Below are 25,529 nucleotides of genomic sequence, written 5' to 3' on the forward strand. Positions count from 1 at the left end.
CGACGCGACGCCCGTCGTCCGGCTACGGTCGCGCGATGCGAGCCGTCCCCGCCACCCTGGACCCCGCCGTCGTCGCGGAGATCGACACGCGCCTCCTGGGCGTCGAGGCGTCGTCCGGGGTCAGCGTCCGGTGGGCGATCGAGTCGGGCAGCCGGGCCTGGGGCTTCCCGTCCCCGGACAGCGACTACGACTTCCGGTTCCTGTACGTGCACCCCGCGGACCGGTACCTGTCCCTCTGGCCCGGGCGCGACGTGATCGAGACGCCCCTGGACGAAGTCTTCGACGTCAACGGGTGGGACCTCGCCAAGGCCGTGCGGTTGCTGGTGAAGGGCAACGTCACCACGGTCGAGTGGCTGCGCTCGCCGATCGTCTACCGCGGCGACCCCGGCTTCCGGGACCGGCTGCTGGCGCTCGCCGACGACGTCGTGGACCGCGGGGCGGTGGGGCGCCACTACCTGCACGTCGCGCGGCAGCAGCGGCTCCTCGGTCCCTCGCTGAAGAAGTTCCTGTACGCGCTGCGCCCGGCGGTCGCGCTGCGGTGGCTGGCGGACCACCCGGGCGCGGTCACCCCACCGATGGACCTGCCGACGCTCGTCGCCGAGAGCTCGCTGCCGGCCAACGTCCGCGCGGCCGTGACTGACGTGGTCGCGCTCAAGGCGGTGACCCGTGAGCTCGGCGCGGCGACGCCGCCCGCCGTGCTCGAGCGGTTCGTGGACGCCGAGCTCGACCGCGCGGCCGCGTTCGACGAGCCGGGGCCGGTGCGGGACACGACCGAGGCGCGGGCGCGGGCCGACGCGCTGTTCCGGGCCGAGGCGGAGCTCGCGGCGGCCGCCGTCTGACGCGCGGGCGTCAGACGGCGAGCGCCTCGGCCAGCAGCTCGAGGGTGCGGACGCGGCCGGGCGTGGCGTCCAGCGGCTCGGACTCGTAGGAGCCGGCCACGGGCACGACCATGACCTCGTCCACGCCGTGCCGGGCGGCGAGGTCGCGGAGCTGGGCGGCGGCCTGGTGGGGCTCGCCGACGACCCAACGGGCGCGCATGTCGGCGACGATCTGCTCCGCCATGGGGTCGAGCGGCTCGGCGGCGGCCTGCTCGACGGTCTCCGCGCGGCCCATCGGCTTGCCGGTGCGCAGCCGGGCCATCGACCGGAGCTGCGGCAGGGCGCGCTCGTGCGCCTCGACGGCGGTGGGCGCGACGACGACGTTCGCCGTGAGGAACGTCTGCGGCTCCGGGTGGGCGGGGCTGGGGCGGTAGCCGTCGCGGTAGAGCGCGAGCACCTGGTCGACGCCCGCGCCCGAGAAGTGGTTCGCGAACACGTACGGCAGGCCGAGCTCGGCGGCGAGGCGGGCGGAATAGTCGCTGGAGCCGAGCAACCACACCGTCGGCGTGCCGTCGGCGGCGGGGGTGGCGTGCACGTCGTAGAGGTTGCCGTCGCCGAGGCGCAGGGCCGCGCCGTCGGGGCTCATGAGGGAGAGGATGTCGCGCACGTGCTGCGGGAACCGCTCGACGTCGGACGTCGGGCCGGACTGGCGCAGCAGCGCGGTGACCACCGGGTCGGAGCCGGGTGCGCGGCCGAGGCCGAGGTCCACCCGTCCGGGTGCCAGCGCCTCGAGCGCGGCGAACTGCTCCGCCACGACGAGCGGAGCGTGGTTGGGCAGCATGACCCCGCCCGAGCCGACGCGGATGCGCTCCGTGACGGCGGCGGCCGCCGCGATCATCACCGGCGGCGTCGACGCCGCCACCGCGGGCATGTTGTGGTGCTCGGCGAACCAGTACCGCTCGAAGCCCAGCTCGTCCGCCCGGCGCACCAGCGCGAGCGAGGCGGCCAGCGCCTGCGGGCTGGACTGGCCCGTGCGGACCGGGACCAGGTCCAGGACGGACAGTCGGGGGGACGTGGGCGCGGGGGCGGGGGCGTCGGCGTTCATCGCCTGGGACAACCCGCGCGACCCGGGGCCCTATTCCGTGACGTGGTGGGCGCTCGTTCAGCGCTATCCGTGGGGCGAACAGCGCCACAGGAGCGCCCACCACGTCAGGGGAGGGGGTCGCGCAGCCCGCTCGCGCGGCGGACGGGGTGCGCGACCGCCGCGCGCACGGCGTCGGCGGTGCCGACGACGCGCACGAACTCCTGGGCGCGGGTGACCGCCGTGTACAGCAGCTCGCGGGTGAGCAGCGGCGACGTGGGCGGCGGCAGCACCAGGGAGACGCGGCGGAACTGGCTGCCCTGCGCGCGGTGCACGGTCATGGCGTGCACCGTCTCGACGGGCGGCAGCCGGTGGGTGCGCACGCGCAGCGGGGCACGCGGGTCGCCGAACGCCGCGACCACCGCCCCGTCGGCCGGGTCGCCCTCGGCGACGAGCACGCCGGTGTCGCCGTTGTAGAGGCCGACGTCGGCGTCGTTGGTCGTGACGAGCAGCGGGCGGCCGACGACCCACGGCGAGCCGGGGACCGTCGGCGGCAGGGTGCCGTCCGCCGTCGCCTCCTCGACCCAGGCCTCGACCTGCGCCGCCCAGCGAGCGACGCCGACCGGCCCGCGCCGGTGCGCCACCATGACCCGGTGCGCGCCCAGCGCCTCCAGCGCGCGCGCCGCGTCGCCGGCCCGCGCCGCGGCCACGAGCCGTCGGCCGGCGTCGATCGCGTCCTCGTGCAGGCCCTCCACGGCGGACTCGTCGAGGCGCTCGGTGTCCGCCTCGACGAGCTCGACGCCGCCCGTGCCGGCGCGCAGGACGTCGAGCACCGCGTCGGCGTCGCCGTCCCGGATGGCGGCCGCCAGGGGCAGGATCGCGGAGTCCTCGTCCTGGCGGTGCACGGTCACGAGCCGGACGACGCCGTTGGCGAGGGTCTCGTCCTCGACGGGCTCCACCACGGCCCGGGTGGTGGTGACGTGCTCGGCCAGGTCCTCGACGACCGCCGGCCGCGCGACGAGGTCGCCGAGCACGGCCCCCGCCTCGACCGACGCGAGCTGGTCCGGGTCGCCGACGAGGACGAGCCGCGCGTCCGGGCGCAGCGCCTCCAGCAGCCGCGCCATGAGGGACAGCGGCACCATCGACGTCTCGTCGACCACGACGACGTCGTGCGGCAGGTGGTGCCCGGCGTGGTGCCGGAACCGGGTGGCGCTGCGGTAGCCGAGCAGGCGGTGGACGGTCGTGGCCTCGGGCCGGCCGGTGCGCTCGCGGTCCTCAGGCGGCAGGGCGCCGACGACGTCGCGGACCGCCTCCTGCAGCCGGGCGGCCGCCTTGCCCGTCGGGGCGGCGAGCGCGACCCGCAGGGCGGGCTCGCCGGCGACGTCCTGCAGCACGGCCAGCAGCCTCGCCACCGTCGTCGTCTTGCCCGTGCCCGGACCGCCGGTGAGCACCGTGAGCCTGCGGCCGGCGGCGTGCGCGGCGGCGAGCCGCTGCCGCACATCACCCGCCTCCGGGAACAGTCGCGCGAGCGCCGCCTCCAGCCGGCCCGCGCCCGCGGGCACCAGGGGAGCTGCCTGCAGCCGGGCGTCGACCAGCCGCCGCACCGTGAGCTCGTCCCGCCAGTACCGGTCGAGGTACAGCCGGCCGCCCACCCAGCGCGCGGGCCGGTCCTCGGGGCCGCCCGCGCCGACGGCCACCAGGGGGCTGGCCTCGATGGCTCGGACCCACGCCGCGTGCTCCGGCCACGGGGGTGGAGCGGCCGCGCCGGGGCTGTCGGCGGCGTCGCCCCGGTCGGCGTCCTCGGGCAGCGCGAGGGTGGCGAGCTCGTCCGGGTCGTCGAGCCGCACGCAGACGGACCCGCCGCGCAGCGCCCGGACGGCGAGCGCGACGGCGAGCAGCACCGTCGCGTCGTCCTCGCCCGTCAGCCGCCCGAGCCGCGTCGCGACGTGCACGTCCGTCGCGGCCACGAGGCCGGCCGCGTTGAACTCCCGCAGCAGCTCAGGCGCCGCGGCGGCGAAGCGGACGTCGCCGGAGGTCGTGACCGGTCCGCCCGGGAACGTGGTGGTGTCGGTCATGCGTCGCCTCCGTCGAGCAGCGCGGACAGCGCCGGCACCAGCCCGCGCGGCGGCACCCACGACACGACGCCGTACGGGGCGCCGTCGGGCCCGGTGGGGGTGCCCGGCCCGCACATGCCGCGCACGAACAGGTAGAGCCCGCCGCCGAGGTGGACGTCCGGGTCGTAGCCCGGCAGCCGCCACGCCAGGTAGCGGTGCAGCGCCACGAGGTAGAGCACGAGCTGCAGCGGGTAGTGGGCGTGCAGCATCGCGTCGACCGTGGCCTCGGGCCGGTAGTCGTGCGCCGTGAGCGGGGCGTCGAACGCGCCGAGGCGGTTCGTCTTGTAGTCGACGACGAGGAAGCGCGGTTCGCCGTCCTCCCCGGGCGCCCGCAGCACCGCGTCGATCGACCCGGTGAGGTAGCCGCGCAGGGGGCGGGCGGTGGGGTCTGCGGCCGCGAGCTCGGCCAGCGCGGCGGGATAGGCGGCGAACGCGTCGTCGTCGCCGAGGTAGCGGCCCAGCAGCGCGGCGATCCCGGCCAGGGTGGCGCCCTCGAGGCCGGGCCCGCCGGCGCCCGTGTCGCCGCCGGCGAGCGGGAGCTCGAACTCCAGCTCGGCGAGACGGTCGCGAGGGACGACGTCCGCGAGCGTGCGACCGCCCGCGAGCGGCCCGAGCGGGGTGCGCGCGACGACGCCCAGCGCGGCGGCGAGCTCGGCCGGGTCGGTACCCGGCACCCGCGTCGTCGCGGCGGCGGCGCACCGGGCGAGCAGCTCGGCGTCGAGGTCGGGGGCCGCGGTGTCCGCGTACTCCAGCACCTCGTGCACGAGGGTGCCGAATCCCGTCCCGGCCGGCAGCCCCGACATCGGGGACGGCAGGTCGGCGCCGGGCACGTCGCCGGTCGGGGCGTCGGCCGGACCGCCCGGCCGGACCGCGGTCGGTGCGGCCTCGGCCGGCTCGTCCTGCAGGCCACCGCCCTCCGGCTCGGACTCGACACCGCCCGGGGCGGGCTCGGCCGTGCCCGGCGTTGGCGTCAGTCCGCCCGGGCGACCGGCGTGCGCCCCGGCGGTGAGCGCGGAGTACGACGCGCGCCGCCACGTCGGGTCCGGCACCCGGTCGAGGTGCGCGACATCCAGCGCAGGCTCGTCCTGGGCGGGCGGCCGCCAGCGCTCGGCGGACGGCGTGCCCGGCACCTCCTCGACGGCGATCGTGCCGCCGGAGCCCTGGGCGAGCGTCCCGAGCGACGCCCGGACGGCGTCGTCGCGCATGGCCTGCTGGGGCGCGTGCGGCGCGGGCTCGCCGCCGAGCGTGCGGTCCCCCAGCACGACGCGGGTCAGGCCCGCCTTCGCGGAGTTCGCCTTCGACGGCGCCCAGTGCGCCACCACTTGGTGCCGGGCGCGGGTCAGCGCCACGTACAGCAGGCGCAGGTCCTCGCCGCCCTCCTCCCGGCGGTGGCGTTCCAGGGCGGCGTCGTACCCGAACGAGCCGGGGCCGCCCACGTGCAGGATGCGGCGCCCGTCGCCGGCGTGGAACCGCAGCACGTCGGGCTGGCGCGGCTCGAACCGGTCCCAGGCGAACGGCACGTACACGACGCCGAACTCCAGGCCCTTGCTGGCGTGCACGGTGACGACCTGCACCGCTGCCGCGTCCGTCTCCAGGCGGCGGCTGCGCTCCTCGTCGTAGTCCTGGGCGGCCTCGCGGATGCGCCGCCGCAGCCACGCCGTGAGCGCCGAGGCACCCAGGCCCTCCGTGACCGCCGCGGCGTGCAGCACCTCGCCCACGTGCCGCAGGTCGGTGAGGTGGCGCTCGCCGGTGCTGGTGCGCATGAGCCGCTCCGCCAGGCCGTCGCGGGTCACCGCCTCCTGCAGCGCGGCGACCCCCCGCGACCACAGCAGCCGCGACCAGCGCCGCACCGTGTCGGCGAGCGCGTCGTGCGCGGCGTCGTCCGCGGTCGCGAGCCGCTCGGCGTCCCAGCCGACGAACGGCGTCAGCGCCAGGGCGGCGGCCCGCCCGTGGGCGCCCGGCTGCTCCAGCGCGGCGAGCAGGGTGAGCCAGTCGCGCGCGGACGGCGTCGCGAACACGCTCGACAGCCCCGAGACGACGGCCGGCACGCCGCGCTTCGTCAGCTCGGACCGGACCGCCTCGGCCTGCGCGTTCGTGCGGGTCAGCACCGCGACGTCGCGCGGCTCGAGCGGACGCCACGCGCCGTCCTCGGCCCCGGTGTCCCGGTCCACCAGCCGGTCGCGGCCCAGGCGTGCGGCGATGTCGGCCGCGACGTCCGCGGCGACGAGCTGGCGCGGCGGACCGACCGGCGGCGTCTCGCCCGGCGACATCCCGAGCGCGGCACGCGTCACCTGCCGCAGCCGCAGAGGTGCGCCGCCGTCGAAGCGCGACCCGCGGTGCGCGGCGTCCACCGGCCGCACGACGATCCGCTCGTCGCCCAGCGCCGCCCCGCCCAGCAGGGTGTCGAGGGCACGCAGGAGCGGTTCGTCGCTGCGCCAGCTGGTGCCGAGCGTGGCGACGGCGGTCGCGTCCTGCTGCGCGTCGAGGTAGGCGACGACGTCGGCGCCGCGGAAGGCGTAGATCGCCTGCTTGGGGTCGCCGATGAGCACCAGGGTGCGGTGCCCGTGGAACGCGGTGCGGAGGATCTCCCACTGCACGGGGTCGGTGTCCTGGAACTCGTCGACCATCACCACGCGGAAGCGCGAGCGCACGCGCTCGGCCGCGACCGGGCCGTGCACCGGGTCGGCGAGCGCGTCGCGCAGCATGACCAGGAGGTCGTCGTAGTCCAGGAGGTGCTGCGCCCGCTTGCGGCGCAGCGTCTCGTCGCGGGTCTCCTGGGCCACGGCCCGGCGCAGCGCGCCCGGGGAGGAGGGTGCGCCCCCGCCCGGTTCTGCGGGCTCGACGACGGCCTGGTGGTCGCTCACGGCGGCGCGGCCCAGGTCGGCGGCCATCGACGGGGTGAGCGCGGGGTGCGCCTCGTCGGAGAAGAGGCGCACGTACAGGTCGTCGGACACCTCGCGCACGAGGTCGGCGACGTCGGCCACGAACGTCGCCGCGGGGTCCACGTCGGCCGCGATGCCGAGCGACGTGAGCATCTGCTGGCAGAAGCCGTGCGTCGTCGTGATCGTCGCGGCGTCGAGCTGCGACAGCGCGGCCGCGAGGCGGGCGCGGCGGCGGTCCAGCTCGGCCGCGTCGACGTCGGCGAGCAGCGCCACGACCGGGTCGTCGCTGGTCGCCGGGTCGGATCCGCGCAGCGCCCGCTCGGCGCTCACGAGCCGCTCGCGGACGCGGTCGCGCAGCTCCGACGTCGCGGCCCGGCCGAACGTCACGAGCATGAGCTCGCGCAGCTCGGCGCGGCCCTCGGCGACGAACCGCGTGGCGAGCGCCGCGATCGTGAACGTCTTGCCGGTGCCGGCGCTCGCCTCGAGCACCGTGGTGCCGTCCGGCAGCGGCCCGCACACGTCGAAGACCGGGCGCTCGGGGACTCCCGCCAGACCCCCGGTCGCGTCGGTGCCGAAGCCCGTCCCCGCCGTCATGAGGTGCCCTTCTGCTCGTGCGCCAGCAACGGGTCCCACACCCGCCGGGCGAGCGCGCCCAGCCGCCAGGGCTCGTCGGGGAACCGGCGCCGGTCGTCCTCGTCCGGCACGCCGGCGATCGCGTCGAACGACGCCCCGTCCCCCCAGACCATCAGGTGGTAGGCGTCGGACTTCTCGAAGCCGCCGTTCCAGGTGAAGCGGGCCTCGCTGGTCGCCTGGCCGGGGTCGCCCGTGCCGCCGCCGCGGGAGACGGCGTACGCGTGCGACGCGTCCGGCGGCAGGGGGAGCGGAGCGCGGGTCGCCTCGGCACGCAGCGCGACCAGGTCGTCGAGCAGCCGGGCGGCGTCGGCCGGGTCGGGCGACTGGATCAGGCTCCACGCCGCCTTCGCGCCGCGGCCCGGTGCGCGCCCGACCGTCCCCGCGTGCCACCGCTGCCCCTCGGGCAGCCCGCCGTCGCCGCCCGACGCCGCGAGCGCGAGGGTCTGGACCCAGGCGCGGAGCCGGTGCTTCGGGCCGAGCTTCGAGTACTCCGCGCGCACGACGCGGCCGCCGTGCACGCCGGGGACGGTGCCGGTGACGAGGACGCCCGAGGGGAGCGCGGCGGACACGTCGACGGCGCGTGCCGCCTGGTCGGCGCGGACCTGCCGCGCCATCGTCTCCACCGGCTGCACCCGCTCGACGACGTCGCGCAGCGCGGTGCGGCCCAGCTCGCGCGGCGGGGCCTGGCCGCGCCGCCACTCCGCCTGGAACGCCCGGCCGGGGTCGGTGCCCCCGAGCACGGCCGTGAGGATGCGGTCGCCCGCGCCCCACGCCGCGAGCGGCGCCATCGTCAGGGGCAGGCGGTCGTCGACCTCGTCCTCGTCCTGCGCCACGCGCACGTCGAGCGTGGTCCGCAGGAACCACCGGACCGGGTGCTCGAGCATCGCGACGAGGTCGTCGAGGTCCACCTCCGCCGGGGGCGAGGCCTCGAGGGCGAGCGGCTCGGGCACGAGCAGCCCCGGCTCGACGCGCGCCCCGCGCCCGGCCTCCGCGCCCCGGAACGCCGCCGTGTCGAAGCTGAACGGGCCCGGGGCGCCGAGCGCGCCGGCCTCGAAGTTGCGCTCGCCCACCACCTGCAGCGGGTGCCGCACCACGACCTGCCGCCGCACCGACCCGCCGTCCGACGCCTCGCCGACCCGGTCGAGAGCGTCCAGCAGCTCGGCGACGGGCACGGCGGGCGGGCGGGCGGCGCCGGTGCGCTCGTCGGCGCCGGAGTGCAGCACCACCAGGTGCTCGCGCGCGGCGGTGAGCGCGTCGAGGAAGATCTGCCGGTCCTCGCTGCGCCGGTCGCGCTCGCCCAGCAGCGGGTCGCGGGCGAGGAGGTCGTCGCCGTCGGGCGTCGCGGACCGGGGGAACGCGCCGTCCTCCATGCCCAGCAGGCACACCACGCGGTGCGGGACGGCACGCATGGGCTCCAACGAGCACACGGTGAGCGCGCCGGTGCGGAAGCCCGCGCGCGTGGGGCGCCCGGCCAGCCGGTCGGCGAGCAGGGCACGCACGTCCTCCAGCCGCAGCCCGTCGCCCGCGGTGGCCCGGCCAGCGCCCGCGGCCCGCACGTCGCCGAGCACGCGGTGCGCCTGCAGCGACTGCCATGCGTCGTCCGGCGCCGGGTCCGCGAGCAGCGTGACGGCCCGGTCCAGGGTGTCGAGCCAGTGCTCCAGCGGGTGGGTGCCGTCGAGGTCGGCGAGCAGCCCGGTCAGGCGGGAGACCAGCTCGGCGAACCGGCCCGCGACGTCCACGTCGGTGGAACCGACGTCGTCGAGCGGCAGCGCCGGGCCCACGAACCGCGAGTCCTCCTCGGCCATCGCGACGCCCAGCAGCACCCGGTCCAGGGCCGCGTCCCAGGTGCCCTGCCGCACCCGCGGGTCGATGCCGAAACGCTCCCGCCGGGACCCGTCCTCGCCCCAGCGCACCCCGACCTCGACGGCCCAGTCGCGCCAGCGGTCGAGGTCGTCGTCGGAGAGGCGGAAGCGGCGGCGCACGGGCTCGGTCGTGGCGAGGTCGAGCACCTCCGACGCCGTGACGCGCCCGTCGGCCAGCCGCAGCAGGGTCGCCAGCACGCCGAGCACGGGGTTGATGACGCCGGGCCCCCGGTCGGCGAGGCTGACCCGCAGCCGCTGGCCGGGGTGCACCTGGGTGACGCCGTCGGGCGCGGCGCCGAACGTGGCCGTCACGAGCGGGGCGAACGACTCGACGTCGGGACACATGACGATGACGTCGCGCGCCTCCAGCGTGGGGTCGGCGGCGAACAGCCCGGTGAGCACCTCGCGCAGCACCTCGACCTGGCGCGCGCGGCCGTGGCAGGCGTGCACCTGGACGCTGCGGTCGTCGGGGGCGACCTGCACGGGCGCGGCGTCGGGGTCGTCCGCGCGCAGGGCTGCCTGGAGCGCGCCCAGCAGCGTCCCCGGGGGCGGCGGCGCCGGGTGGGAGGAGACATGGACCTCGGGGGCTCCGTCGTCGTCGGCGTCGAGGGCGCCGGAGAGCCTGAGCTGCAGCTCGACCGAGTCGCGCGCGGTCGAGGCCAGCAGGGCGTGGCGTGCGGCCGGGGGCAGGTCGTCACGACGCGCCCCGGCGACGGCGCCCTCGGCGACCAGGCCTTCGACCGACTGCCACAGCGCGGGTGACGGGTGCGGCAGCCACAGGTGGACGTCGCGGTGCAGCGCGAGCGCGGCGAGCACCTCCCGCTGGTCCTCCGGCAGCCGGGTGGGGCCGAAGACGGACAGCCGGGCGGGGAGGTCGACCGCGCCCGGGTCGGTGCGCAGCACGCCGACCGCCTCCGTCAGCACCTCCGCGGGCCCGGGCGCGTCCACCCGCTCGCGTATCCGCCGCCACAGCCGCGGTTGCCACGCGAGGTCGTCAGGGACGGGCGCGCCGGCGCCGTCGTCGTCACGGCCGTCGAGCCAGGCGGCGAGCAGGGCGGGCCGCTGCTGCGCGTACGCGGCGAACAGCTCCGCCACGCGCTGCGCGAGCGCGACGCGGCGCGAGCGCCGGACGCCGTCCTCCCCGACGTAGCGCGCGAGCGGCGCCGCCCAGCCCTCGTCGAGGGACGCGTCGATCGTCTCCAGCACCGGCCACACGAGCCGGACGCGGCGCCACGGGTCGTCGTCGGGCTCGACGCCGGTCACCGCCGTGACCGCGGACGCGACCAGACGCGACGGCGAGGAGAAGTCCACGTTGGCGCAGATGCCCGCTCCCGAGCCTCCGTGGACCCCGAGCCGGTGCGACAGCCGCTGCGCCAGCCACCGCTCGATGCCGCGCGTGGGCACGGCCACGACGTCGGGGACGAACGGGTCGTCCGGCGGCACGGCGAGCACGTCGGCGAGGGGAGTGACCAGCGCGTCGGAGCGCTCGGACCGGTGGACGTGCAGCACGTCCACAGACTACGGGGCAACGATGCGCAGCGGGCCGCGCCGTCCACACGTATGCGAGTCCGGAGCCATACTCGAAGTACCCGGGCCACAGCGTCAGCCGTGCATTGTGTCCTGGATGATGCCCAGAACTGCATCACCAGATATAGGGTATGGCCGTGGCTGAGGGGTTCAGGTACCATCAGGGGCGGCCGTCAGATGACGAGGTTGTCGCGGGGATTCAGAGTGGCGTCGTCGCGTTCGATGCCAACGTGCTTCTCAACTTCTATGAGGCCGATCCTAAGACTCGGCGCAAGCGGGTCGAACTCCTTGGCATGCTCGGGGATTCATTGTTCATCCCCTTTCAGGTAAAGGAAGAGTTTCATCGCCGAAGAAAGGAGAGCGCGAGGAGTGTCTCTAAAGAGTATGCCGCTCTGCGGACTGCGGTAGCCGAGCTAAAAAAGGTCGGAGCCGCGTTCGGGAGAGTCAACAAGGCGACGTCCAAGAGTAGAGACCCTGTCTCGGTTTCCAAGGCGCGGAATGTCATAACGGAATGCATTCACGATCTGCTTGGGCAGATCGAAAATCTTGAGCGCGAAGATCCGCACATTGTTGATCTCGCCGAAGATCCGGTACTTGCTGGCCTGGTTAGCGTATTTGAAGGTCACGTTGCTGAGATTCCTTCCGCGAGGAAGATCGCCAAGCGGGTTCGAGAATTTGTTGAAATTCGAGTCCCTTTGGGGATTCCACCCGGCTTTCGCGATGTCACGAAAGGCGACGAGGCTCAGGCGGCAGGCGACTACCTGATCTGGTCGGAACTGATTGGTTGTGCCAAGTCGCGTCAGGTCGATCTAGTCTTTGTCACGGACGACCTCAAGTCGGACTGGTGGGTTGAAGGGTCGAGAGAGAATCCGACGGCAGCGCATCCGTCGCTGATTGCCGAGTTCGGCCGCGAAACCGCCGGGCGCCGCTATTTTCAAGTAACTGCCAACGAGTTCTTTGCCCGGGCGGTCCGCGCATTAGGTGATCCGCCGGTTGATAGAACGTCGATTGACATGTCCAATACGGACCCGTATGAGGGCGAGTTCGAAGACGGCCCGACCTCGCCCGGTCTAATCGCGAGTGTGCTCGATGACAGTCTATACATGGAGATTTCGCGGTCAGAGCCCCCCTTCTAAAGGGCGCTGCGATTCGTGGCGCTGCCGGGGGTGGATTCGGAAACGCTTTGATGGGGCCAAGGGGCGTGAACATCAATGTGCACGGACCGGGGCGTTCTTGCTATGGCTCTATCCCAACTCGGAGGCGGTTTCCGAGGCATGGCATCGACTTCGTTAGGAGAGGACCTCGGGTGGCACTCGCCGAACCTCAGTGCCGCCGCCGACGGGAGCGCTGCCGCCAGGGCCGACGATGGCGGTCCTCCTCGGCCTCCGCCTCGGCCCGCGCCTGCTCGCGCGACAGGGCGGCCCGCGCCTCGCGGCGGTCCGCCCAGGCGGTGACCGTCGCCTCGACGTCGCGCGGCATGGTGACCAGCGGCGGCCCGGCCGCCGGCTGGTAGCGGCCGCGCAGGACCCGTCGGTTGAACTCCTCGACCTCCTCGCGCACGTCGTCCTCGCTCCACAGCTCGTCGAGGAGCCCGTCCAGCGCGGCGTCGTCCTTGCGCAGCTGGATCGAGGGCGGCAGCACCACGAGCTTCTCGCGGCGCATGAAGGCCTTCAGCCACCAGTCCGGGTCGTGGAGGTCCTGCAGGTCGAGCGGCTTGCCGCTGCCGGGCAGGTCGTCGAAGTCGCCGCGCTCGATCGCCTTCCTGAGGTGCATCTCGGCGAGCAGCGCGATCGCCACCTCGTCGTCGATGGCGACCGCGTACGGGTCGAAGAACGCCGCCGGCGGCTGCTCGTCGGTCATCGTGGCTCCCGTCCTGGCGCGTTTTCGGTCAACTGTATTATGTCGAGCGTACGACAACCCGGGAGGGGCACGATGCCGAAGCTGGTGGACCACCAGGAACGCCGCGAGGAGATCGCGCACGCGCTGTGGCGCGTCGTCGACCAGCACGGCTGGGCGGGCGCGTCCCTGCGCGAGGTCGCCCGCGAGGCGGGGGTCTCGCTCGGCCAGCTGCAGCACTACTTCGCGTCCCGCACGGCGATGCTGACCTTCGCGACGGAGTTCGCCGCCGAGCGCACCTCCGACCGGGTCGAGCGAGGGCTCGCCGCGCTCGACCAGCCGCCCCACCCCCGGGACGTGCTGCGCGTGGTGCTCACCGAGATGCTGCCCCTGCACCCCGACGCCCGCGCGTCCAGCCGCATGAGCGCCGCCTACGTCCTCGAGGCGCTGCACGACCCGGTGCTGCGCGAACAGGCGGGCCTCGGGCTCCGCGACGGCCGCGCGACGGTCGAGCGCCTCGTCCGCCAGGCGATCGCGCAGGGCCGGATCGCCCCGGACCGGGACCCCGACGTCGAGACGGACCTCCTCCTGGCACTGACCGGGTTCACGCCCCTGCTCGAGCTCGGCGTCATCGAGCCGGAGGCCGCGCTGGCGGCCGTCGACCAGCACCTGGAGCGCCTCTTCGCCGCGGCGTGACCCCGATCCCTCTCCGTCGCCCGGTCGGGCGCCGGGACGCACGACCTCCCCCGAGAGTCGCAACCGAGGTTCCGCCCTCCGCCCCAAGACCCGGCCACCCCCTCCCCGGAAGGCTCGGGGTACCGGCACGGCGAACGACGGCCGCCGGACGACGAGGGAGGGGACGGATGACCACCATCCGGATCGAGGGGCTGCACAAGTCCTACGGCGGCTTCGAGGCCGTGCACGACGTGGGTTTCACCGCCGAGCCGGGGCGGGTCGTGGGCCTGCTGGGCCCGAACGGCGCGGGCAAGAGCACGACCCTGCACGTGCTGCTCGGACTGGCCCGGGCGGACGCCGGCACGGCGACGTTCGACGGCCGGCGCTACGCCGACCTGGAGCGCCCGGCGCTGGTGGTCGGGGCCCTGCTGGACGCGGGGGGACTGCATCCCGGGCGCACCGGCCGTGACCACCTGCGGGTGCTCGCCGCGGCGTCGCGCCTCCCGGCCCGCCGGGTCGACGAGGTGCTCGCCGCCGTCGGCATGATCCCCGCCGCCGACCGCCGCGTGCGCACCTACTCGCTCGGCATGAGGCAGCGCCTCGGCATCGCCGCCGCGCTGCTCGGCCACCCCGACGTCCTGGTGCTCGACGAGCCCGCCAACGGCCTCGACCCGGCCGGGATGCGGTGGCTGCGCGAGCTGCTGCGCACCTTCGTCGACGACGGCGGCACGGTGCTGCTGGCCAGCCACGTGCTGGGCGAGGTGGCGCAGGTCGCGGACGACCTGGTCGTCGTCGGCCAGGGCCGCGTCGTCGCCGCGGGCACGCTGGGCGAGCTCGTCACCACCGACCGGAGCCTCGAGGACGTGTACCTCGACCTCACCGCCGCCACCGAAGGAGTCCGCTGATGTCTCTCGCCGTGTTCAGGGCCGAGCTGCTCAAGCTGCGCAGCACCCGGACGCCCTGGGTCATCGGGATCGTCGCCGTCGCGGGCATGCTCCTCGCGCAGACCCTCACGCTCGTGCTGCCGCGTACGCTGCGCACCCTCGAGGCGCTGGGCGGGGCGGACGCCGGGTTCCACGTCGGGCCGCAGATGTCCCCGGCGGACACCAGCGAGCTCCTGTCCGGTCTCGCCGCCGCCACGGATCTCGGGTCCGCCGCCGCCCAGCGGTCGCTGCTCGACCTCATGGGCAACGGGCCCGCCGGGTCCGGCTCCAGCGGCGTCACCGCGCTGTGCGTGCTGCTGCTCGGCGCGCTCGCGGCCACGACGGACTTCCGCACCGGCGGCATCGTGCCCACGGCGCTGGCCGTGCCGGACCGGCTGCGGATCCTCGCCGGCAAGGCGGGCGCGACGGCGACGGCCGCGCTCGCGATCGGGGTGGCGCTCGCGCTGGTCACGGCCGTCGGGCTGGTCCTCGCGGTCGCGACGACGCCCGGCGCGAGCCTGGCGATCGGGCCCGGCGAGGCGCTCGGCGTCTGGGGGCGAGGCCTCACGGCGATGGTCCTGCTCTCGTGGCTGGGGCTCGCCGTCGGTACCCTCGTGCGGGGGCAGGTCGCGGCGATCGTCGTGGTCGTGGCGCTCGCCCTCGTGGAACCGATGATCCAGGCCGCCGCGCTCGTCCTCACGGGCGGCGCGACGACGGCGACGTCGTGGCTGCCGATCACCCTCGGGTCCCTCGCGTCGGCGGGTCAGGGCGCCGCCCAGCTCTTCGGGGCGACGACGGGCGCCAGCCCGGCGCTCGGTGCCGCCGCGGCGCTGGCGGGGCTGGTCGCCTGGGCGGCCGTGCTGCTCGTCACCGCGGGCGCCGTCCTCCGCCGTCGTGACCTCGCCTGATATCCGATCGATATCCGCCTGACCAGCGACGACGGGTCGTGCCCGGCCCCGGACGGCGTACCGTGGGCCGGGCTCGACGGTCACCCCGAGATCGTCCAGAGAAGCATCCAGACAGCCATCCCGACACCGACGGAGGACCTGTGCTCGACGCGCTGCGACGGAGGCTCGACGCTTTCGGCGTCCGGACCGCCACGGGACGCGACGCGCTGCTCGGCGCCGTCATCGCGGCGCTGTCGGTCGCGTTGCTCCTGACGCTGCTGCAGGTGGTGTCGTCGAGCCTCGGAGAGTCGTTCGGGGCCCAGGCGTCGGTGGACGGGACGAGCACCGGTGCACAGGTGACGGCATGCGTCGTCCTCGTCGGGCAGGCGATGGCGCTCACGCTGCGGCGCCGGTTCCCGATGCTGTGCCTCGCGCTCGTGCTGCTCGGGCAGCTCGCGCTGGCACCGCTGCTGCCGCCGTTCGTGAGCTTCCAGGCGCCGGCGACCCTGGTCGCCGCCTACTCGGTGGGCGTGCAGGCCCCGCGACGGCCGGCCCTCGGCGCGGCGGCGGGCGCCGCCGTCGTGCAGGTGCTGCTCGGGTACGTGCTGGGCGGCCCCGCGACGGTGGCGGAGCTCGGCGTGACCGTCGGCACCCAGCTGTGGGGCGGGCTGGTGTCCGCGCTGGTGGTCTACCTCGGCGCGGTCCTCGTCGGCGCGTACGTCGGCACCCGGCGCGAGCTGCTGGCTCAGCTGCGGGCGCGCGTGGCGCAGGCCGAGCGGGAGCGCGAGGCGCTCGCCGCCCAGGCCGTCCTCGCGGAGCGGGGCCGCATGGCCCGCGAGCTGCACGACGTCGCGGCGCACCACCTGTCCGGCATCGTCGTGCAGGCGGCCGCCGCGGAGCGGCTCGTCACGGGAGACCCCGAGCGGGCGAAGGAGTCGCTGCGCTGGATCCGCGGGCAGGGGCGGGAGACGCTCGACAACCTGCGCCTCGTCGTCGGCATCCTCCGCGACACCGGCGAGGGCGACGACGTGCCGTCGGCCCCGCAGCCGACCCTCGCCGACGTGCCCGCGCTGATCGACCTCGCCCGCAGCACGGGCACGCGGGTGCAGGAGACGCGGCGGGGCGAGCCCTACGGCCTCCCGCCCACCGTGCAGCTCACCGTGTACCGGGTGCTGCAGGAGTCGCTCGCCAACGCCCGCCGGCACGCGCCGGGCAGCGCCGTCGACGTCGAGACCATGTACGACGAGGACGAGCTGGCGGTCACCGTGCGCAACGGCCCGGCCGACCGGTCGGCGTCGACCGCGTCGCCGCAGGAGGCGGGCCCGGGGCACGGCGTCATCGGCATGACCGAGCGCGCGGAGCTCGTGGGCGGCCGGCTCACCGCCCGGCGCACGTCCGGCGGCGGCTGGCTGGTGCGGCTCGTCGTGCCGCGCCCCGCGGGCGCCGAGGACCGGTCGGTGCGTGTCGGGCAGGGCGCCCGATGACGCGCGTCGTGCTCGTGGACGACCAGGCGGTGGTGCGCGCCGGGTTCACCGTGATCCTGCAGAGCGAGGGCCTCGAGGTCGTGGGGGAGGCGTCGAACGGCGCCGACGCCGTCCGCGTGGCCCGCCGCGAGCGGCCCGACGTCGTGTGCATGGACGTGCGCATGCCCGGCGGCGACGGCATCACCGCGACGCGGGAGCTCGCCGGGCCGGGCGTCGTCGACCCGGTGCCCGTGCTCGTGGTCAGCACGTTCGACCTCGACGACTACGTGTTCGGCGCGCTGGAGGCCGGCGCGTCCGGCTTCCTGCTCAAGGACGCCGAGCCCGAGGTGCTCGTCGACGCCGTGCGCCGGGTCGCCGCGGGGGACGGGCTGGTGGACCAGACCCTGACGCGGCGCGTCATCGACGAGTTCGCGCGGCGCCGCGGCCCCGTCGTGCCCGACCCGGCCGCGACCGGGCTGCTCACCGCGCGCGAGCGGGAGATCGTCGCGCTGCTGTGCCGGGGGCCGTCCAACGCGGAGATCGCCGCGGCGCTGTTCCTCGAGCCCAGCACGGTGAAGTCGCACCTCAGCCGGATCATGACCAAGACCGGTGCGCGCGACCGCGTGCAGCTCGTGGTGTGGGCGTACGACACCGGGCTCGTGGTCCCGGGCGGCTGACCGTCGGGTCAGCGATTCCCGGCCGCCGCGACGCACCACCCGTCGACAGCCGGGTGGTCGCGCGTGCGGCGTCAGTGGTCGAGCACGTCGACGGCGGTGTCCAGGCAGTGCAGCGCGCTCGGCGGGTCCACGCGCACCAGGGTGAAGGCGCTGATGACCAGGGCCGTGCAGACGTCGGCGAGCCGGTCGGCGTCGGCGGGTGTCGCGTCCGGTCGCCGCGCGACCACCCCGCGCCGCAGTGCGGCGCGCAGCTCGGCGCGGTAGTCGGCGACGGTGCGGCGCACGGCGTCGTCGGCCGCGATGGGGGAGCCCGACGTGTTGACCAGCAGGCAGCCCGAGGTGCCCTGGACCTCGTCCGCGCGGGCGAGCGCCGCGCGCAGGCCGGTGAGGTACTCGACGAGCGCTCCGGGGGCGACGTCGTCGGCCACGAGCGGGCGCAGCCGTGGCCGCACGACCTCGTCCAGGTAGCTCTGCACGGCGGCGTCGAAGAGCCCGCGCTTGGAGCCGAAGGCGTGGTAGATGCTCGACCGGTTCAGCCCGGTGGCGCGTTCGAGCGCGGGGACGGACGCCTCCGCGTATCCGTCGCGCCAGAACACCTCGCGCGCCGCCCGGACCGCCTGCTCGGTCTCGAACCCCTGCGCCCTGCCCATCGTTCCTCCAAGTTGTGTAACGCTCGTTGCAGTATATACAGTGGACCGACCGTTACAGAATCGACCGGCGGGTGCGCCGGCAGGCAGCAGGGAGAACCGATGGTCGTCGCAGGGCTCGTCCTGGCCGGGATCGCCGCGGCGCTCCACGTGGTCATCTTCTGGCTCGAGTCGGTCGCGTGGACCACCCCCCGGGCGCGCGCCACGTTCGGCACGACCGAGCAGGAGGCCGCCGCCACGCGCGAGCTGGCCTTCAACCAGGGCTTCTACAACCTGTTCCTCGCCGTCGTGACCGCGATCGGCATCGTGCTCGTCGCCGCCGGCACCACCGGTGCGGGCGCGGCCCTCGTGCTGGCCGGCACCGGCAGCATGCTCGCCGCCGCCCTCGTCCTGTTCCTCTCCTCGCCCGACAAGCGCCGGGCCGCCGTCACGCAGGGCGCCGCGCCGCTGCTCGCGGTCGTCGCGCTCGTCGTCGGCCTCGCATCCTGATCATCGACCCCGGAAGTAGGCACCACACCCGCATGTCCTCCATCGTCAGCACCCAGGTCCAGCTCGCCGCCCGCCCCACCGGGTGGCCCGCGCCCGACGACTTCCGCACGGTCCAGGTCACCTACGGCGACCTCGAGCCGGGCCAGGTCCGCGTGGCCAACGAGTTCGTCTCCGTCGACCCGTACATGCGCGGGCGCATGAACGACGTGAAGAGCTACACCCCGCCCTTCGCGCTGGGGGAGACCATGACGGGCGGCGCGATCGGGCGCGTCGTCGAGTCGGCGTCCGACGACGTCCCGGTGGGCGCGGTGGTGCTGCACCAGCACGGCTGGCGCGACGTCGCGCAGGAGGACGCGCGCGGCTTCCGCGTCGTGCCCGAGCTCCCCGGGGTGCCGCTGTCCCTCCACCTGGGCATCCTCGGCATGACGGGGCTCACGGCCTACGTCGGCCTCACCGCGATCGCGGGCATGAAGCCCGGCGACACGGTGTTCGTCTCGGGCGCGGCGGGCGCCGTCGGCACCGCGGCCGGCCAGATCGCGCGCCTGCTCGGCGCGGAGCGGGTCGTCGGGTCGGCCGGGTCGGCCGAGAAGGTCGAGCTGCTCACCTCGAAGTACGGCTACGACGCCGCCCTCAACTACAAGGACGCCCCGGTCCGCGAGCAGCTCCCCGCGCTGGTGCCGGGCGGCGTCGACGTCTTCTTCGACAACGTCGGCGGCGACCACCTCACCGCGGCGCTCGACGTGATGAACGACGGCGGCCGGGTCGCGCTGTGCGGGGCCATCGCCGGCTACAACGCCACCGACCGCCTGCCCGGCCCGGACAACATGGCGAACCTCATCACCAGGGGCCTCCGGCTCGAGGGCTTCACGCTGGGCGGCTACCTCCACCACGGCGCCGAGTTCCGCGAGCTCATGACCGGGTGGTTCGCGGACGGGAAGATCGCCTACGACGAGACCGTGGTCGACGGCATCGAGAACGCCCCGCAGGCGTTCCTCGACATGATGGCCGGCGCCAACACCGGGAAGATGGTCGTCCGCACGGCGCGCTGAGACCGCGTCAGCCGCGCTCGACCGCCCGGGCGACGAAGACCCACTCCAGCCCGGGCCGGTCGGGCGCGTCGTGCACCTGCTCGACGACGTAGCCGGCAGTCTCGAGCGACGCCGCCAGCTCGTCGTGCTCCCGGAACCGGAGGGTCGAGTCCGAGCGCAGGACCCGTCCGTCGGCCAGGACGAACGTGCCGCGGAACGTCACGAGCGGCAGCGAGACGTCGACCAGGTCCGTCCACGTCTCGACGACGCCGAACCCCGCCACGTCGCTGCGCCGGTGCGTGCGCTCGCGCGTCCAGCGCTCCCAGGACCGCCGCGCCGGGTCGCGGGTCTCGAACGCGAGGCGACCGCCCGGGAGGAGCGCGGCGTGCACGCCCCCGAGTGTCGCCGCCCAGTCGTCGTCGGTGAGGAAGACCTGCGCGACGTTCCCGGTCATCGTGGCGAGGTCCACCTGCAACGGCGGCAGCGTGGTGGCGTCGCCGTGCAGCCAGCGCACGCGCCCGGCGCCGGGCTTGCCGCGGGCCACGTCGAGCGACGCGCCCGCCGGGTCGAGGCCGACGACGTCGATGCCCTCCGCCGCGAGCAGCACGGCGAGCGCGCCCGTGCCGCAGCCGACGTCGAGCACCTGGCGCGCGCCCAGCTCGCGGCGAGGGCCAGGTACGGATCGAGGTCGCGGCGGTCCGGGTCGAGCGGGTCGTACAGCCGGGCCAGCGTGGGGTCGGCGAAGATCGGGTCGGGCACGGGGCGACCGTAGGCACGGCCGCGGCGGGCGGCCCAGGGAATTCCGCGGGTGCCGGACGTGTCGTCCGCGTTCCCGAGGCCGTCGAGGATCTGCCCGGCGACGGCCTCGGTGTCGAACTCGGTCCAGGTGCCCGTCGTCGAACCCGGGGCCAGGGGTTCGGTCCAGCGGCGATGACGGACGCGCCACGCGCCGAACAGGAAGTCGACGTCGTGCCGTGTCCCCACAGGTCCTCCTCGTCGGGCGTGCCGGGCCCGAGCATGGCAGGGGCCTCCGACACGTCGCGGGAGCTCAGGCGCGCAGCGCCTGCTCGACGTCCTCCACGATGTCCCGCGGGTCCTCGAGGCCGATCGACAGCCGCACGGTGGTCTCGGCGATGCCGACCTTGGCGCGGCCCTCCGGGCCGAGCTTGCGGTGCGTCGTCGTGGCGGGGTGCGTGATGATCGACTTCGCGTCGCCGAGGTTGTTGGAGATGTCGACGACCTGCAGGGCGTCGAGGAACGCGAACGTCCGCTTCTTCGCCTCCGCCGGCTCGGTGCCCTCGGGCACCGCGAGGTCGAACGTCACGACCGTGCCGCCGCCCGACTGCTGCGCCTTGGCGAGCTCGTGCTGCGGGTGCGAGGGCAGGAACGGGTAGCGCACGCCGGTCACACCGTCGAGCTCCTCGAGCGCGGTCGCGACCTGCAGGGCTGCCGCGTTCTGGGCGCGCACGCGCACGTCGAGCGTCTCCAGGCCCTTGAGCAGCACCCACGCGTTGAACGGGCTCAGCGACGGTCCGGTGTTGCGCACGAACGTCTGCACCGGCCCGGTGAGGAACTCCTCCGAGCCGAGGATCGCGCCGCCGAGCACGCGCCCCTGTCCGTCGATGTGCTTGGTGGCCGAGTACACGACGACATCGGCGCCGAGCTCCAGCGGCTTCTGCAGGACCGGCGTCGCGAACACGTTGTCCACCACGACCACGGCACCCGCGGCGTGCGCGAGCTCCGCCACCCGCCGCACGTCGACGAGGTCCTGCATGGGGTTGGACGGCGACTCGAAGAACACGACGTCGGCCGGCGTGGCGAGGGCCTCCTCCCACTGCGAGGTCACGTGCCCGTCGACCAGGTCGACGCGCACCCCCCACTTGGCGAGGATCTCGTCGTAGATGACGTTCGTGGACCCGAACAGCGCCCGCGCCGATACGATGCGCGAACCGCTGGAGACCAGCGCGGCGAGGGCGTTGAACACCGCCGACATGCCCGACGCCGTGGCGTAGCAGGCCTCGGCACCCTCGATGAGGCGCAGCCGCTCCTCGAACGTGTGCACCGTCGGGTTGCCGTACCGCGAGTACAGGAACTGGGACCGCTCGCCGGCGAACGCCGCCTCCGCGTCCGCAGCCGAGCCGTAGGTGTACCCCTGGGTGAGGAACAGGCCCTCGGACATCTCCTGGAAGTCCGAGCGGCGGTGCCCGCCGCGCACGGCGAGCGTCGCGGGCCGGACCGTGGCGGGCAGCGGGCGCGAGCCGCCGAAGGTCGTGGGGTCGGCGCCGGGGCCGGTCGGGACCTGCGCGTCGCTCATCGGGCCTGCTCCGAGTCCTGCTGGGCTGCCCGCGTCGCGGCGGCGTCGTCGAACGCGCCCCACGGCAGGCCGCGCACCTTCCAGCCCTCGCGGTCGCGGACGCCGTCGAAGCCGGGGCCGCCCTCGAACCCCTCGAGCACGTTGTACGCCGGGCCCAGGCCGGACGCCGTCGCGAGGCGCGCCGCGCCGATCGAGCGCTGACCGGAGCGGCACAGGAAGACGATCGGGCTGTCGGCGGTCACGCCCGCGGCGGCCAGCTCGGCGAGGAAGCCGGCGTTGGGGCGACCGCCCGCCTGCACCCACTCGACGAAGAGGGGGGCCTTGCCGGCGGTGGCGGTGTCCGGCACGCCGATCGCGCGCCACTCGCCCTCGGTGCGCACGTCCACGAGGACGGCGTCGGGGTCGCCGGCGAGCAGGTCCCACGCCTGCTGCGGGGTGAGGTCGCCGGCGTAGCCCTCGGCGGGGCGGGGATCGATCTGGGTGCTCATCGCAGTCCTCCCATCGGTCGTGGCGGTAGCACCCTCGTCCGGTACGGCCGCCGTCGCCGACGACCGGCCCGCGGGTTGCTGCGGCGTCGACGTGCCACGTCACTCGGCCGCTCGGGATGGTCGTGGCGATCGTACGCCCGCCGTCCGCGTGCTGGTCACCCCGTCTCGCGACGCGAACGCCGCGCGTCCCCCGGGGTCGCGCGCCGGCGACGCCGAACCCGAGGTGGCCACCCTCGACCGCATCGTGAGAAGGACGCCGGATCCGCTTGACCGCGAGGTGCCGCGCACGCACGATGGGCGGCAGGTCAAGAGCGCCAGCGCGAAGCCCCGGCTCGCTGGCCGGCAACCCTCCTCTCGCGGCGGGGTGCCCCGGGTGACGACCTGGCCCCGCGCCGTCCGGCGTGCGGGCAAGCGCGGGGAGCCACCTCCCCGGCACGACCGAGGAGGACCACGCATGACCACGCTCACCACTGCGCCTGCGGTGCCCGCCGCGCGCGCCGCCGCCGTGCACGACGTCGCCCCCGTGCTGCCCGTCGTCGGCGGCGACACGCTCGTGCCGCTCGTCGACGGCCGCCAGGTGCCGTACGCCAACCTCGACGTCGCGGCGTCGGCGCCGGCCCTGCAGGCCGTGGCGGACCGGGTCGCGCGCGTGCTGCCGCTGTACGCCAGCGTGCACCGCGGCGCCGGCTACCTGTCCCAGGTCTCGACCGCCCTGTACGAGACGGCGCGCCGCACGATCGGCGCGTTCGTCGGCGCCCGCGAGGACGACCTCACGATCGTCACCCGCAACACCACGGACTCGCTCAACCTGCTCGCGGGCTGCGTGCCCGCCGACCCGGCCACCGGCGAGCCGGGCCGCGTCCTCGTGCTCGACATCGAGCACCACGCCAACCTGCTGCCCTGGCAGCGCGTCACCGACGCGACCGTCGTCACCGGCGGGCCGTCCGTGTCCGCCACCCTCGCGGAGATCGAGGAGGAGCTGAGCTCCGCCGCCGCGGCGGGCCGCCCCTACGCCCTGCTGGCGCTCACCGGCGCGTCGAACGTGACCGGCGAGGCGCTGCCCGTGGCCGACGTCGTCGCCGCGGCGCACGGCGCGGGCGCGCGCGTCGTGCTCGACGGCGCCCAGCTGGTGCCGCACCGCCGCTTCTCGCTCGCGGAGACGGGCGTCGACTACGTCGCCTTCTCGGGCCACAAGACGTACGCGCCCTTCGGCGCGGGCGCCCTGGTCGGACGCCGCGACTGGCTCGACGCCGGCACCCCGTACCTCGCCGGCGGCGGCGCCGTGCGCCGGGTCCGCACCACCACCACCGAGTGGCACGAGGGCCCCGCCCGGCACGAGGCCGGCTCGCCCAACGTCGTGGGCGCGGTGGCGCTCGCGGCCGCGTGCGACGAGCTCGCCGCGCTCGACCCGTGGGTCGCCGGCGAGCACGAGGACGCCCTGCGGCGCCGCCTCGTGGACGGGCTGGGCGAGGTCGAGCGCGTCGAGGTCGTGCACGTGTGGGACGACGCCGTCGACCCGGTGGGGGTCGTGACGTTCACGGTCTCCGGGTACGACCCGGGCCTCGTCGCCGCGTACCTGTCCGCCGAGCACGGCATCGGGGTGCGCGACGGCCGGTTCTGCGCCCACCCGCTGCTCGGCCGCCTCGGGTTCGATGCCGGGGCCGTCCGCGCGTCGGTGGGCCTCGGCACGGCGGGCGAGGAGGTCGAGCGGCTCGTCGCCGCCGTCCGCTCGCTCGTGACCGAGGGGCCGCAGGCGCGGTACGACGTCGTGGACGGGCTGTGGGTCGTCGTCGACGACCCTCGCCCCGTGCCCGAGGGCTCCGGCCTCGAGGGGCTGCTCGCCACCGCCGCGCTGGGCGCCGACGAGGCCTTCGGCTGCCTGCCCGACGACCTCTGAGCCGTCGGTCCCGCCCCGGGCGGACATGACGACGGGGCGCCACCGTGCGGTGGCGCCCCGTCGTGTCAGCGGGTCAGCCCTTGAACGCGTCCTTGACGTCGTCGCCCGCCTGCTTGAGGTTCGCGCTGGCCTGCTGGGCCTTGCCCTCGGCCTCTTTGCTCTCGTCGTCGGTGAGCTTGCCCGTGGCCTCCTTGGCCTTGCCTTCGGCCTCTTCCGCCAGGTGCTTGGCCTTGTCTCCCAGTCCCATCGGGGCTCCTTCCGTCAGACGAACGACCTCGAAGACCGACCGTAGGCGCGTGCCCGCCGGCTCGCACGCCGACGTCTCAGGCCGTGGTCCTCCGGCCGGCGACCGGCAGGTCAGGGCGTCGGGCGGCCGAACTCCTCGATCAGCACCGGGTACTGCTCGTGACCGTGGCCCGCGGCGACGCCACGGTCGGCCACGGCCTTGAGCAGTCTCGGCAGCTCGGTGCTCACGCCCAGCGCCTCGCTCTCCTCGACGAGGTGCGCCATCGCACGCGCGTCCGTCTCGAGGGCCGAGGCCTCGGCCGGGAACCGGCCGCGGTCGACCTGCTCCGCGTAACCGGGCAGCCACGCGGCCACGCCCTCCGCGATCTGCCGGGCGAACGGCGCGAAGGCGGCGGCGTCCACCCCGGCCGTCCGGAGCATGGCGGTGCCGTGCAGCCACGCGTCGAGGACGCTCCACATCATCGTGAGGCCGGCCGCGTCGTAGAGGGACGCCAGCCCGGGGTCCTCGCCGAGGTGGGTGACGGTGCCGAGCGCCGCGAGCGTGGCCGCGTGCGCGTCGAAGTCGGTCCGGGGCCCGCTGTGCAGGACGACCGCGTCCGCCGTCCCGATCGCGGAGGGCACGGCCATGATCGCGCCGTCGAGGTAGCGCGCGCCGCGTCGGGCGGTCCACCGGGCGGTCTCCCTGGCCTGCGAGGAGCTGCTGGACGTGAGGTTGACCAGCGTGGCGCCGGCGACGTCGACGCCGTCCTGGCCGATCAGCTCGCGCACGGCGTCGTCGTCGGTGAGGCAGACGACCGTCAGGCCGTCGGGGCGGAGCGCCGCGGCCGCCGAGGGCGCCAGGTGCGCGCCGTCCGCCACCAGCGCGTCGGCCTTGGCGGGGGTGCGGTTCCACACGGTGGTGGGGTGCCCGGCCCTGAGGAACGCGCCGGCGAGCGCGCGGCCCATGAGGCCGAGACCGACGACGGAGACGGGGACGGGGGACGACGGCTTGTGGGTTCTGGTGACCATGGCAGCATCGTCGACGTTCATACCGGTGTGAAGG

At 75.3% G+C, this 25,529-nt stretch carries 21 protein-coding genes and 1 riboswitch; of the genes, 10 read left to right on the plus strand and 11 right to left on the minus strand.

Annotated elements, in window-relative coordinates; translation table 11 throughout:
- The first annotated feature begins 35 nt into the window (after window positions 1-35).
- Entirely contained in the window at window positions 36-839 is an 804-nt protein-coding gene (locus ACH443_RS01095) for a DNA polymerase beta superfamily protein (RefSeq protein ID WP_430589236.1), read from the plus strand.
- 10 nt (window positions 840-849) lie between these two features.
- Here ACH443_RS01095 and ACH443_RS01100 read toward each other — a convergent pair whose 3' ends face one another.
- The 4 genes from ACH443_RS01100 to recC all read right to left on the minus strand — a co-directional run bounded on the left by ACH443_RS01100 (window position 850) and on the right by recC (window position 10,899).
- Window positions 850-1,923 carry an LLM class flavin-dependent oxidoreductase gene (locus tag ACH443_RS01100; protein ID WP_430589237.1) on the minus strand — a complete coding sequence of 358 codons (1,074 nt, stop codon included), beginning with the start codon at window positions 1,921-1,923 and terminating at the stop codon, window positions 850-852.
- Between the two features lie 104 nt (window positions 1,924-2,027).
- Entirely contained in the window at window positions 2,028-3,974 is a 1,947-nt protein-coding gene (recD, locus tag ACH443_RS01105; protein ID WP_430589238.1) for an exodeoxyribonuclease V subunit alpha, read from the minus strand.
- On the minus strand, window positions 3,971-7,489 hold the full coding sequence (locus tag ACH443_RS01110; RefSeq protein WP_430589239.1) for a UvrD-helicase domain-containing protein: 3,519 nt from the start codon (window positions 7,487-7,489) through the stop codon (window positions 3,971-3,973). The genes recD and ACH443_RS01110 overlap by 4 nt, the downstream gene beginning before the upstream one ends.
- The gene (gene recC / locus ACH443_RS01115; protein WP_430589240.1) at window positions 7,486-10,899 is read right to left on the minus strand and encodes an exodeoxyribonuclease V subunit gamma; all 3,414 of its coding nucleotides are present in this window, start codon (window positions 10,897-10,899) and stop codon (window positions 7,486-7,488) included. Before recC ends, ACH443_RS01110 begins: the two co-directional genes overlap by 4 nt.
- Before the next feature lie 155 nt (window positions 10,900-11,054).
- Between recC and ACH443_RS01120 the strand changes: the two genes are divergently transcribed.
- On the plus strand, window positions 11,055-12,053 hold the full coding sequence (locus ACH443_RS01120; RefSeq protein WP_430589241.1) for a PIN-like domain-containing protein: 999 nt from the start codon (window positions 11,055-11,057) through the stop codon (window positions 12,051-12,053).
- Between the two features lie 187 nt (window positions 12,054-12,240).
- Here the strand turns inward: ACH443_RS01120 and ACH443_RS01125 are convergent, their stop codons facing one another.
- Window positions 12,241-12,777 (minus strand): DUF1992 domain-containing protein, encoded by a 537-nt coding sequence (locus tag ACH443_RS01125; protein ID WP_430589242.1) that lies wholly within the window; start codon window positions 12,775-12,777, stop codon window positions 12,241-12,243.
- 72 nt (window positions 12,778-12,849) lie between these two features.
- Between ACH443_RS01125 and ACH443_RS01130 the strand changes: the two genes are divergently transcribed.
- The 5 genes from ACH443_RS01130 (at window position 12,850) to ACH443_RS01150 (ending at window position 17,378) form a co-directional block, all read left to right on the plus strand.
- Window positions 12,850-13,449 (plus strand): TetR/AcrR family transcriptional regulator, encoded by a 600-nt coding sequence (locus tag ACH443_RS01130; protein WP_430589243.1) that lies wholly within the window; start codon window positions 12,850-12,852, stop codon window positions 13,447-13,449.
- A gap of 167 nt (window positions 13,450-13,616) precedes the next feature.
- Entirely contained in the window at window positions 13,617-14,333 is a 717-nt protein-coding gene (locus ACH443_RS01135; protein WP_430589244.1) for an ABC transporter ATP-binding protein, read from the plus strand.
- Window positions 14,333-15,259, plus strand: a complete 927-nt coding sequence (locus ACH443_RS01140) for a hypothetical protein (RefSeq protein WP_430589245.1) — start codon at window positions 14,333-14,335, stop codon at window positions 15,257-15,259. Before ACH443_RS01135 ends, ACH443_RS01140 begins: the two co-directional genes overlap by 1 nt.
- A 140-nt stretch (window positions 15,260-15,399) precedes the next feature.
- Window positions 15,400-16,722, plus strand: a complete 1,323-nt coding sequence (locus ACH443_RS01145) for a sensor histidine kinase (protein ID WP_430589246.1) — start codon at window positions 15,400-15,402, stop codon at window positions 16,720-16,722.
- Window positions 16,719-17,378: a response regulator gene (locus ACH443_RS01150; protein ID WP_430556401.1), complete on the plus strand. Its 660-nt coding sequence runs from the start codon at window positions 16,719-16,721 to the stop codon at window positions 17,376-17,378. The genes ACH443_RS01145 and ACH443_RS01150 overlap by 4 nt, the downstream gene beginning before the upstream one ends.
- A 71-nt stretch (window positions 17,379-17,449) precedes the next feature.
- On the opposite strand, the gene ACH443_RS01155 is transcribed toward ACH443_RS01150, so the two are convergent.
- Entirely contained in the window at window positions 17,450-18,028 is a 579-nt protein-coding gene (locus ACH443_RS01155; protein ID WP_429766073.1) for a TetR/AcrR family transcriptional regulator, read from the minus strand.
- Window positions 18,029-18,127: 99 nt separating this feature from the next.
- Between ACH443_RS01155 and ACH443_RS01160 the strand changes: the two genes are divergently transcribed.
- Entirely contained in the window at window positions 18,128-18,514 is a 387-nt protein-coding gene (locus ACH443_RS01160) for a DUF1304 domain-containing protein (RefSeq protein ID WP_429766072.1), read from the plus strand.
- A gap of 32 nt (window positions 18,515-18,546) precedes the next feature.
- Complete coding sequence (locus tag ACH443_RS01165) at window positions 18,547-19,563, plus strand: NADP-dependent oxidoreductase (RefSeq protein WP_429766070.1); 1,017 nt, start codon at window positions 18,547-18,549, stop codon at window positions 19,561-19,563.
- A 7-nt stretch (window positions 19,564-19,570) separates the two neighbouring features.
- Here the strand turns inward: ACH443_RS01165 and ACH443_RS01170 are convergent, their stop codons facing one another.
- The 3 genes from ACH443_RS01170 to ACH443_RS01180 form a co-directional block, all read right to left on the minus strand.
- The gene (locus tag ACH443_RS01170; protein WP_430589247.1) at window positions 19,571-20,185 is read right to left on the minus strand and encodes a class I SAM-dependent methyltransferase; all 615 of its coding nucleotides are present in this window, start codon (window positions 20,183-20,185) and stop codon (window positions 19,571-19,573) included.
- Window positions 20,186-20,590: 405 nt separating this feature from the next.
- Window positions 20,591-21,856 carry an O-succinylhomoserine sulfhydrylase gene (locus tag ACH443_RS01175; protein WP_429766066.1) on the minus strand — a complete coding sequence of 422 codons (1,266 nt, stop codon included), beginning with the start codon at window positions 21,854-21,856 and terminating at the stop codon, window positions 20,591-20,593.
- Window positions 21,853-22,344, minus strand: a complete 492-nt coding sequence (locus tag ACH443_RS01180; RefSeq protein WP_429766064.1) for a rhodanese-like domain-containing protein — start codon at window positions 22,342-22,344, stop codon at window positions 21,853-21,855. Before ACH443_RS01180 ends, ACH443_RS01175 begins: the two co-directional genes overlap by 4 nt.
- A 303-nt stretch (window positions 22,345-22,647) precedes the next feature.
- Window positions 22,648-22,764, plus strand: a riboswitch (SAM riboswitch).
- A gap of 34 nt (window positions 22,765-22,798) precedes the next feature.
- Here ACH443_RS01180 and ACH443_RS01185 point away from each other — a divergent pair.
- Window positions 22,799-24,241: an aminotransferase class V-fold PLP-dependent enzyme gene (locus tag ACH443_RS01185; RefSeq protein ID WP_430589248.1), complete on the plus strand. Its 1,443-nt coding sequence runs from the start codon at window positions 22,799-22,801 to the stop codon at window positions 24,239-24,241.
- A gap of 73 nt (window positions 24,242-24,314) precedes the next feature.
- Here the strand turns inward: ACH443_RS01185 and ACH443_RS01190 are convergent, their stop codons facing one another.
- Both ACH443_RS01190 and ACH443_RS01195 read right to left on the minus strand, forming a co-directional pair.
- A complete protein-coding gene (locus ACH443_RS01190; RefSeq protein WP_429766061.1) occupies window positions 24,315-24,488 on the minus strand; it encodes a CsbD family protein in 174 nt (57 codons plus the stop codon).
- 110 nt (window positions 24,489-24,598) lie between these two features.
- The gene (locus tag ACH443_RS01195) at window positions 24,599-25,495 is read right to left on the minus strand and encodes an NAD(P)-dependent oxidoreductase (RefSeq protein ID WP_430589249.1); all 897 of its coding nucleotides are present in this window, start codon (window positions 25,493-25,495) and stop codon (window positions 24,599-24,601) included.
- Between the last annotated feature and the right edge of the window lie 34 nt (window positions 25,496-25,529).

This window comes from Isoptericola sp. NPDC019571 (genome assembly GCF_044389385.1).
GTDB classification, from domain to species: domain Bacteria; phylum Actinomycetota; class Actinomycetes; order Actinomycetales; family Cellulomonadaceae; genus Isoptericola; species Isoptericola nanjingensis.

Coding starts and splice junctions, on each gene's coding strand:
- ACH443_RS01095 (WP_430589236.1), top strand. CDS start 36: ATGCGAGCCGTCCCCGCCACCCTGGACCCCGCCGTCGTCGCGGAGATC.
- ACH443_RS01100 (WP_430589237.1), bottom strand. CDS start 1,923: ATGAACGCCGACGCCCCCGCCCCCGCGCCCACGTCCCCCCGACTGTCC.
- recD (WP_430589238.1), bottom strand. CDS start 3,974: ATGACCGACACCACCACGTTCCCGGGCGGACCGGTCACGACCTCCGGC.
- ACH443_RS01110 (WP_430589239.1), bottom strand. CDS start 7,489: ATGACGGCGGGGACGGGCTTCGGCACCGACGCGACCGGGGGTCTGGCG.
- ACH443_RS01125 (WP_430589242.1), bottom strand. CDS start 12,777: ATGACCGACGAGCAGCCGCCGGCGGCGTTCTTCGACCCGTACGCGGTC.
- ACH443_RS01130 (WP_430589243.1), top strand. CDS start 12,850: ATGCCGAAGCTGGTGGACCACCAGGAACGCCGCGAGGAGATCGCGCAC.
- ACH443_RS01135 (WP_430589244.1), top strand. CDS start 13,617: ATGACCACCATCCGGATCGAGGGGCTGCACAAGTCCTACGGCGGCTTC.
- ACH443_RS01140 (WP_430589245.1), top strand. CDS start 14,333: ATGTCTCTCGCCGTGTTCAGGGCCGAGCTGCTCAAGCTGCGCAGCACC.
- ACH443_RS01150 (WP_430556401.1), top strand. CDS start 16,719: ATGACGCGCGTCGTGCTCGTGGACGACCAGGCGGTGGTGCGCGCCGGG.
- ACH443_RS01155 (WP_429766073.1), bottom strand. CDS start 18,028: ATGGGCAGGGCGCAGGGGTTCGAGACCGAGCAGGCGGTCCGGGCGGCG.
- ACH443_RS01160 (WP_429766072.1), top strand. CDS start 18,128: ATGGTCGTCGCAGGGCTCGTCCTGGCCGGGATCGCCGCGGCGCTCCAC.
- ACH443_RS01165 (WP_429766070.1), top strand. CDS start 18,547: ATGTCCTCCATCGTCAGCACCCAGGTCCAGCTCGCCGCCCGCCCCACC.
- ACH443_RS01175 (WP_429766066.1), bottom strand. CDS start 21,856: ATGAGCGACGCGCAGGTCCCGACCGGCCCCGGCGCCGACCCCACGACC.
- ACH443_RS01180 (WP_429766064.1), bottom strand. CDS start 22,344: ATGAGCACCCAGATCGATCCCCGCCCCGCCGAGGGCTACGCCGGCGAC.
- ACH443_RS01185 (WP_430589248.1), top strand. CDS start 22,799: ATGACCACGCTCACCACTGCGCCTGCGGTGCCCGCCGCGCGCGCCGCC.
- ACH443_RS01190 (WP_429766061.1), bottom strand. CDS start 24,488: ATGGGACTGGGAGACAAGGCCAAGCACCTGGCGGAAGAGGCCGAAGGC.
- ACH443_RS01195 (WP_430589249.1), bottom strand. CDS start 25,495: ATGGTCACCAGAACCCACAAGCCGTCGTCCCCCGTCCCCGTCTCCGTC.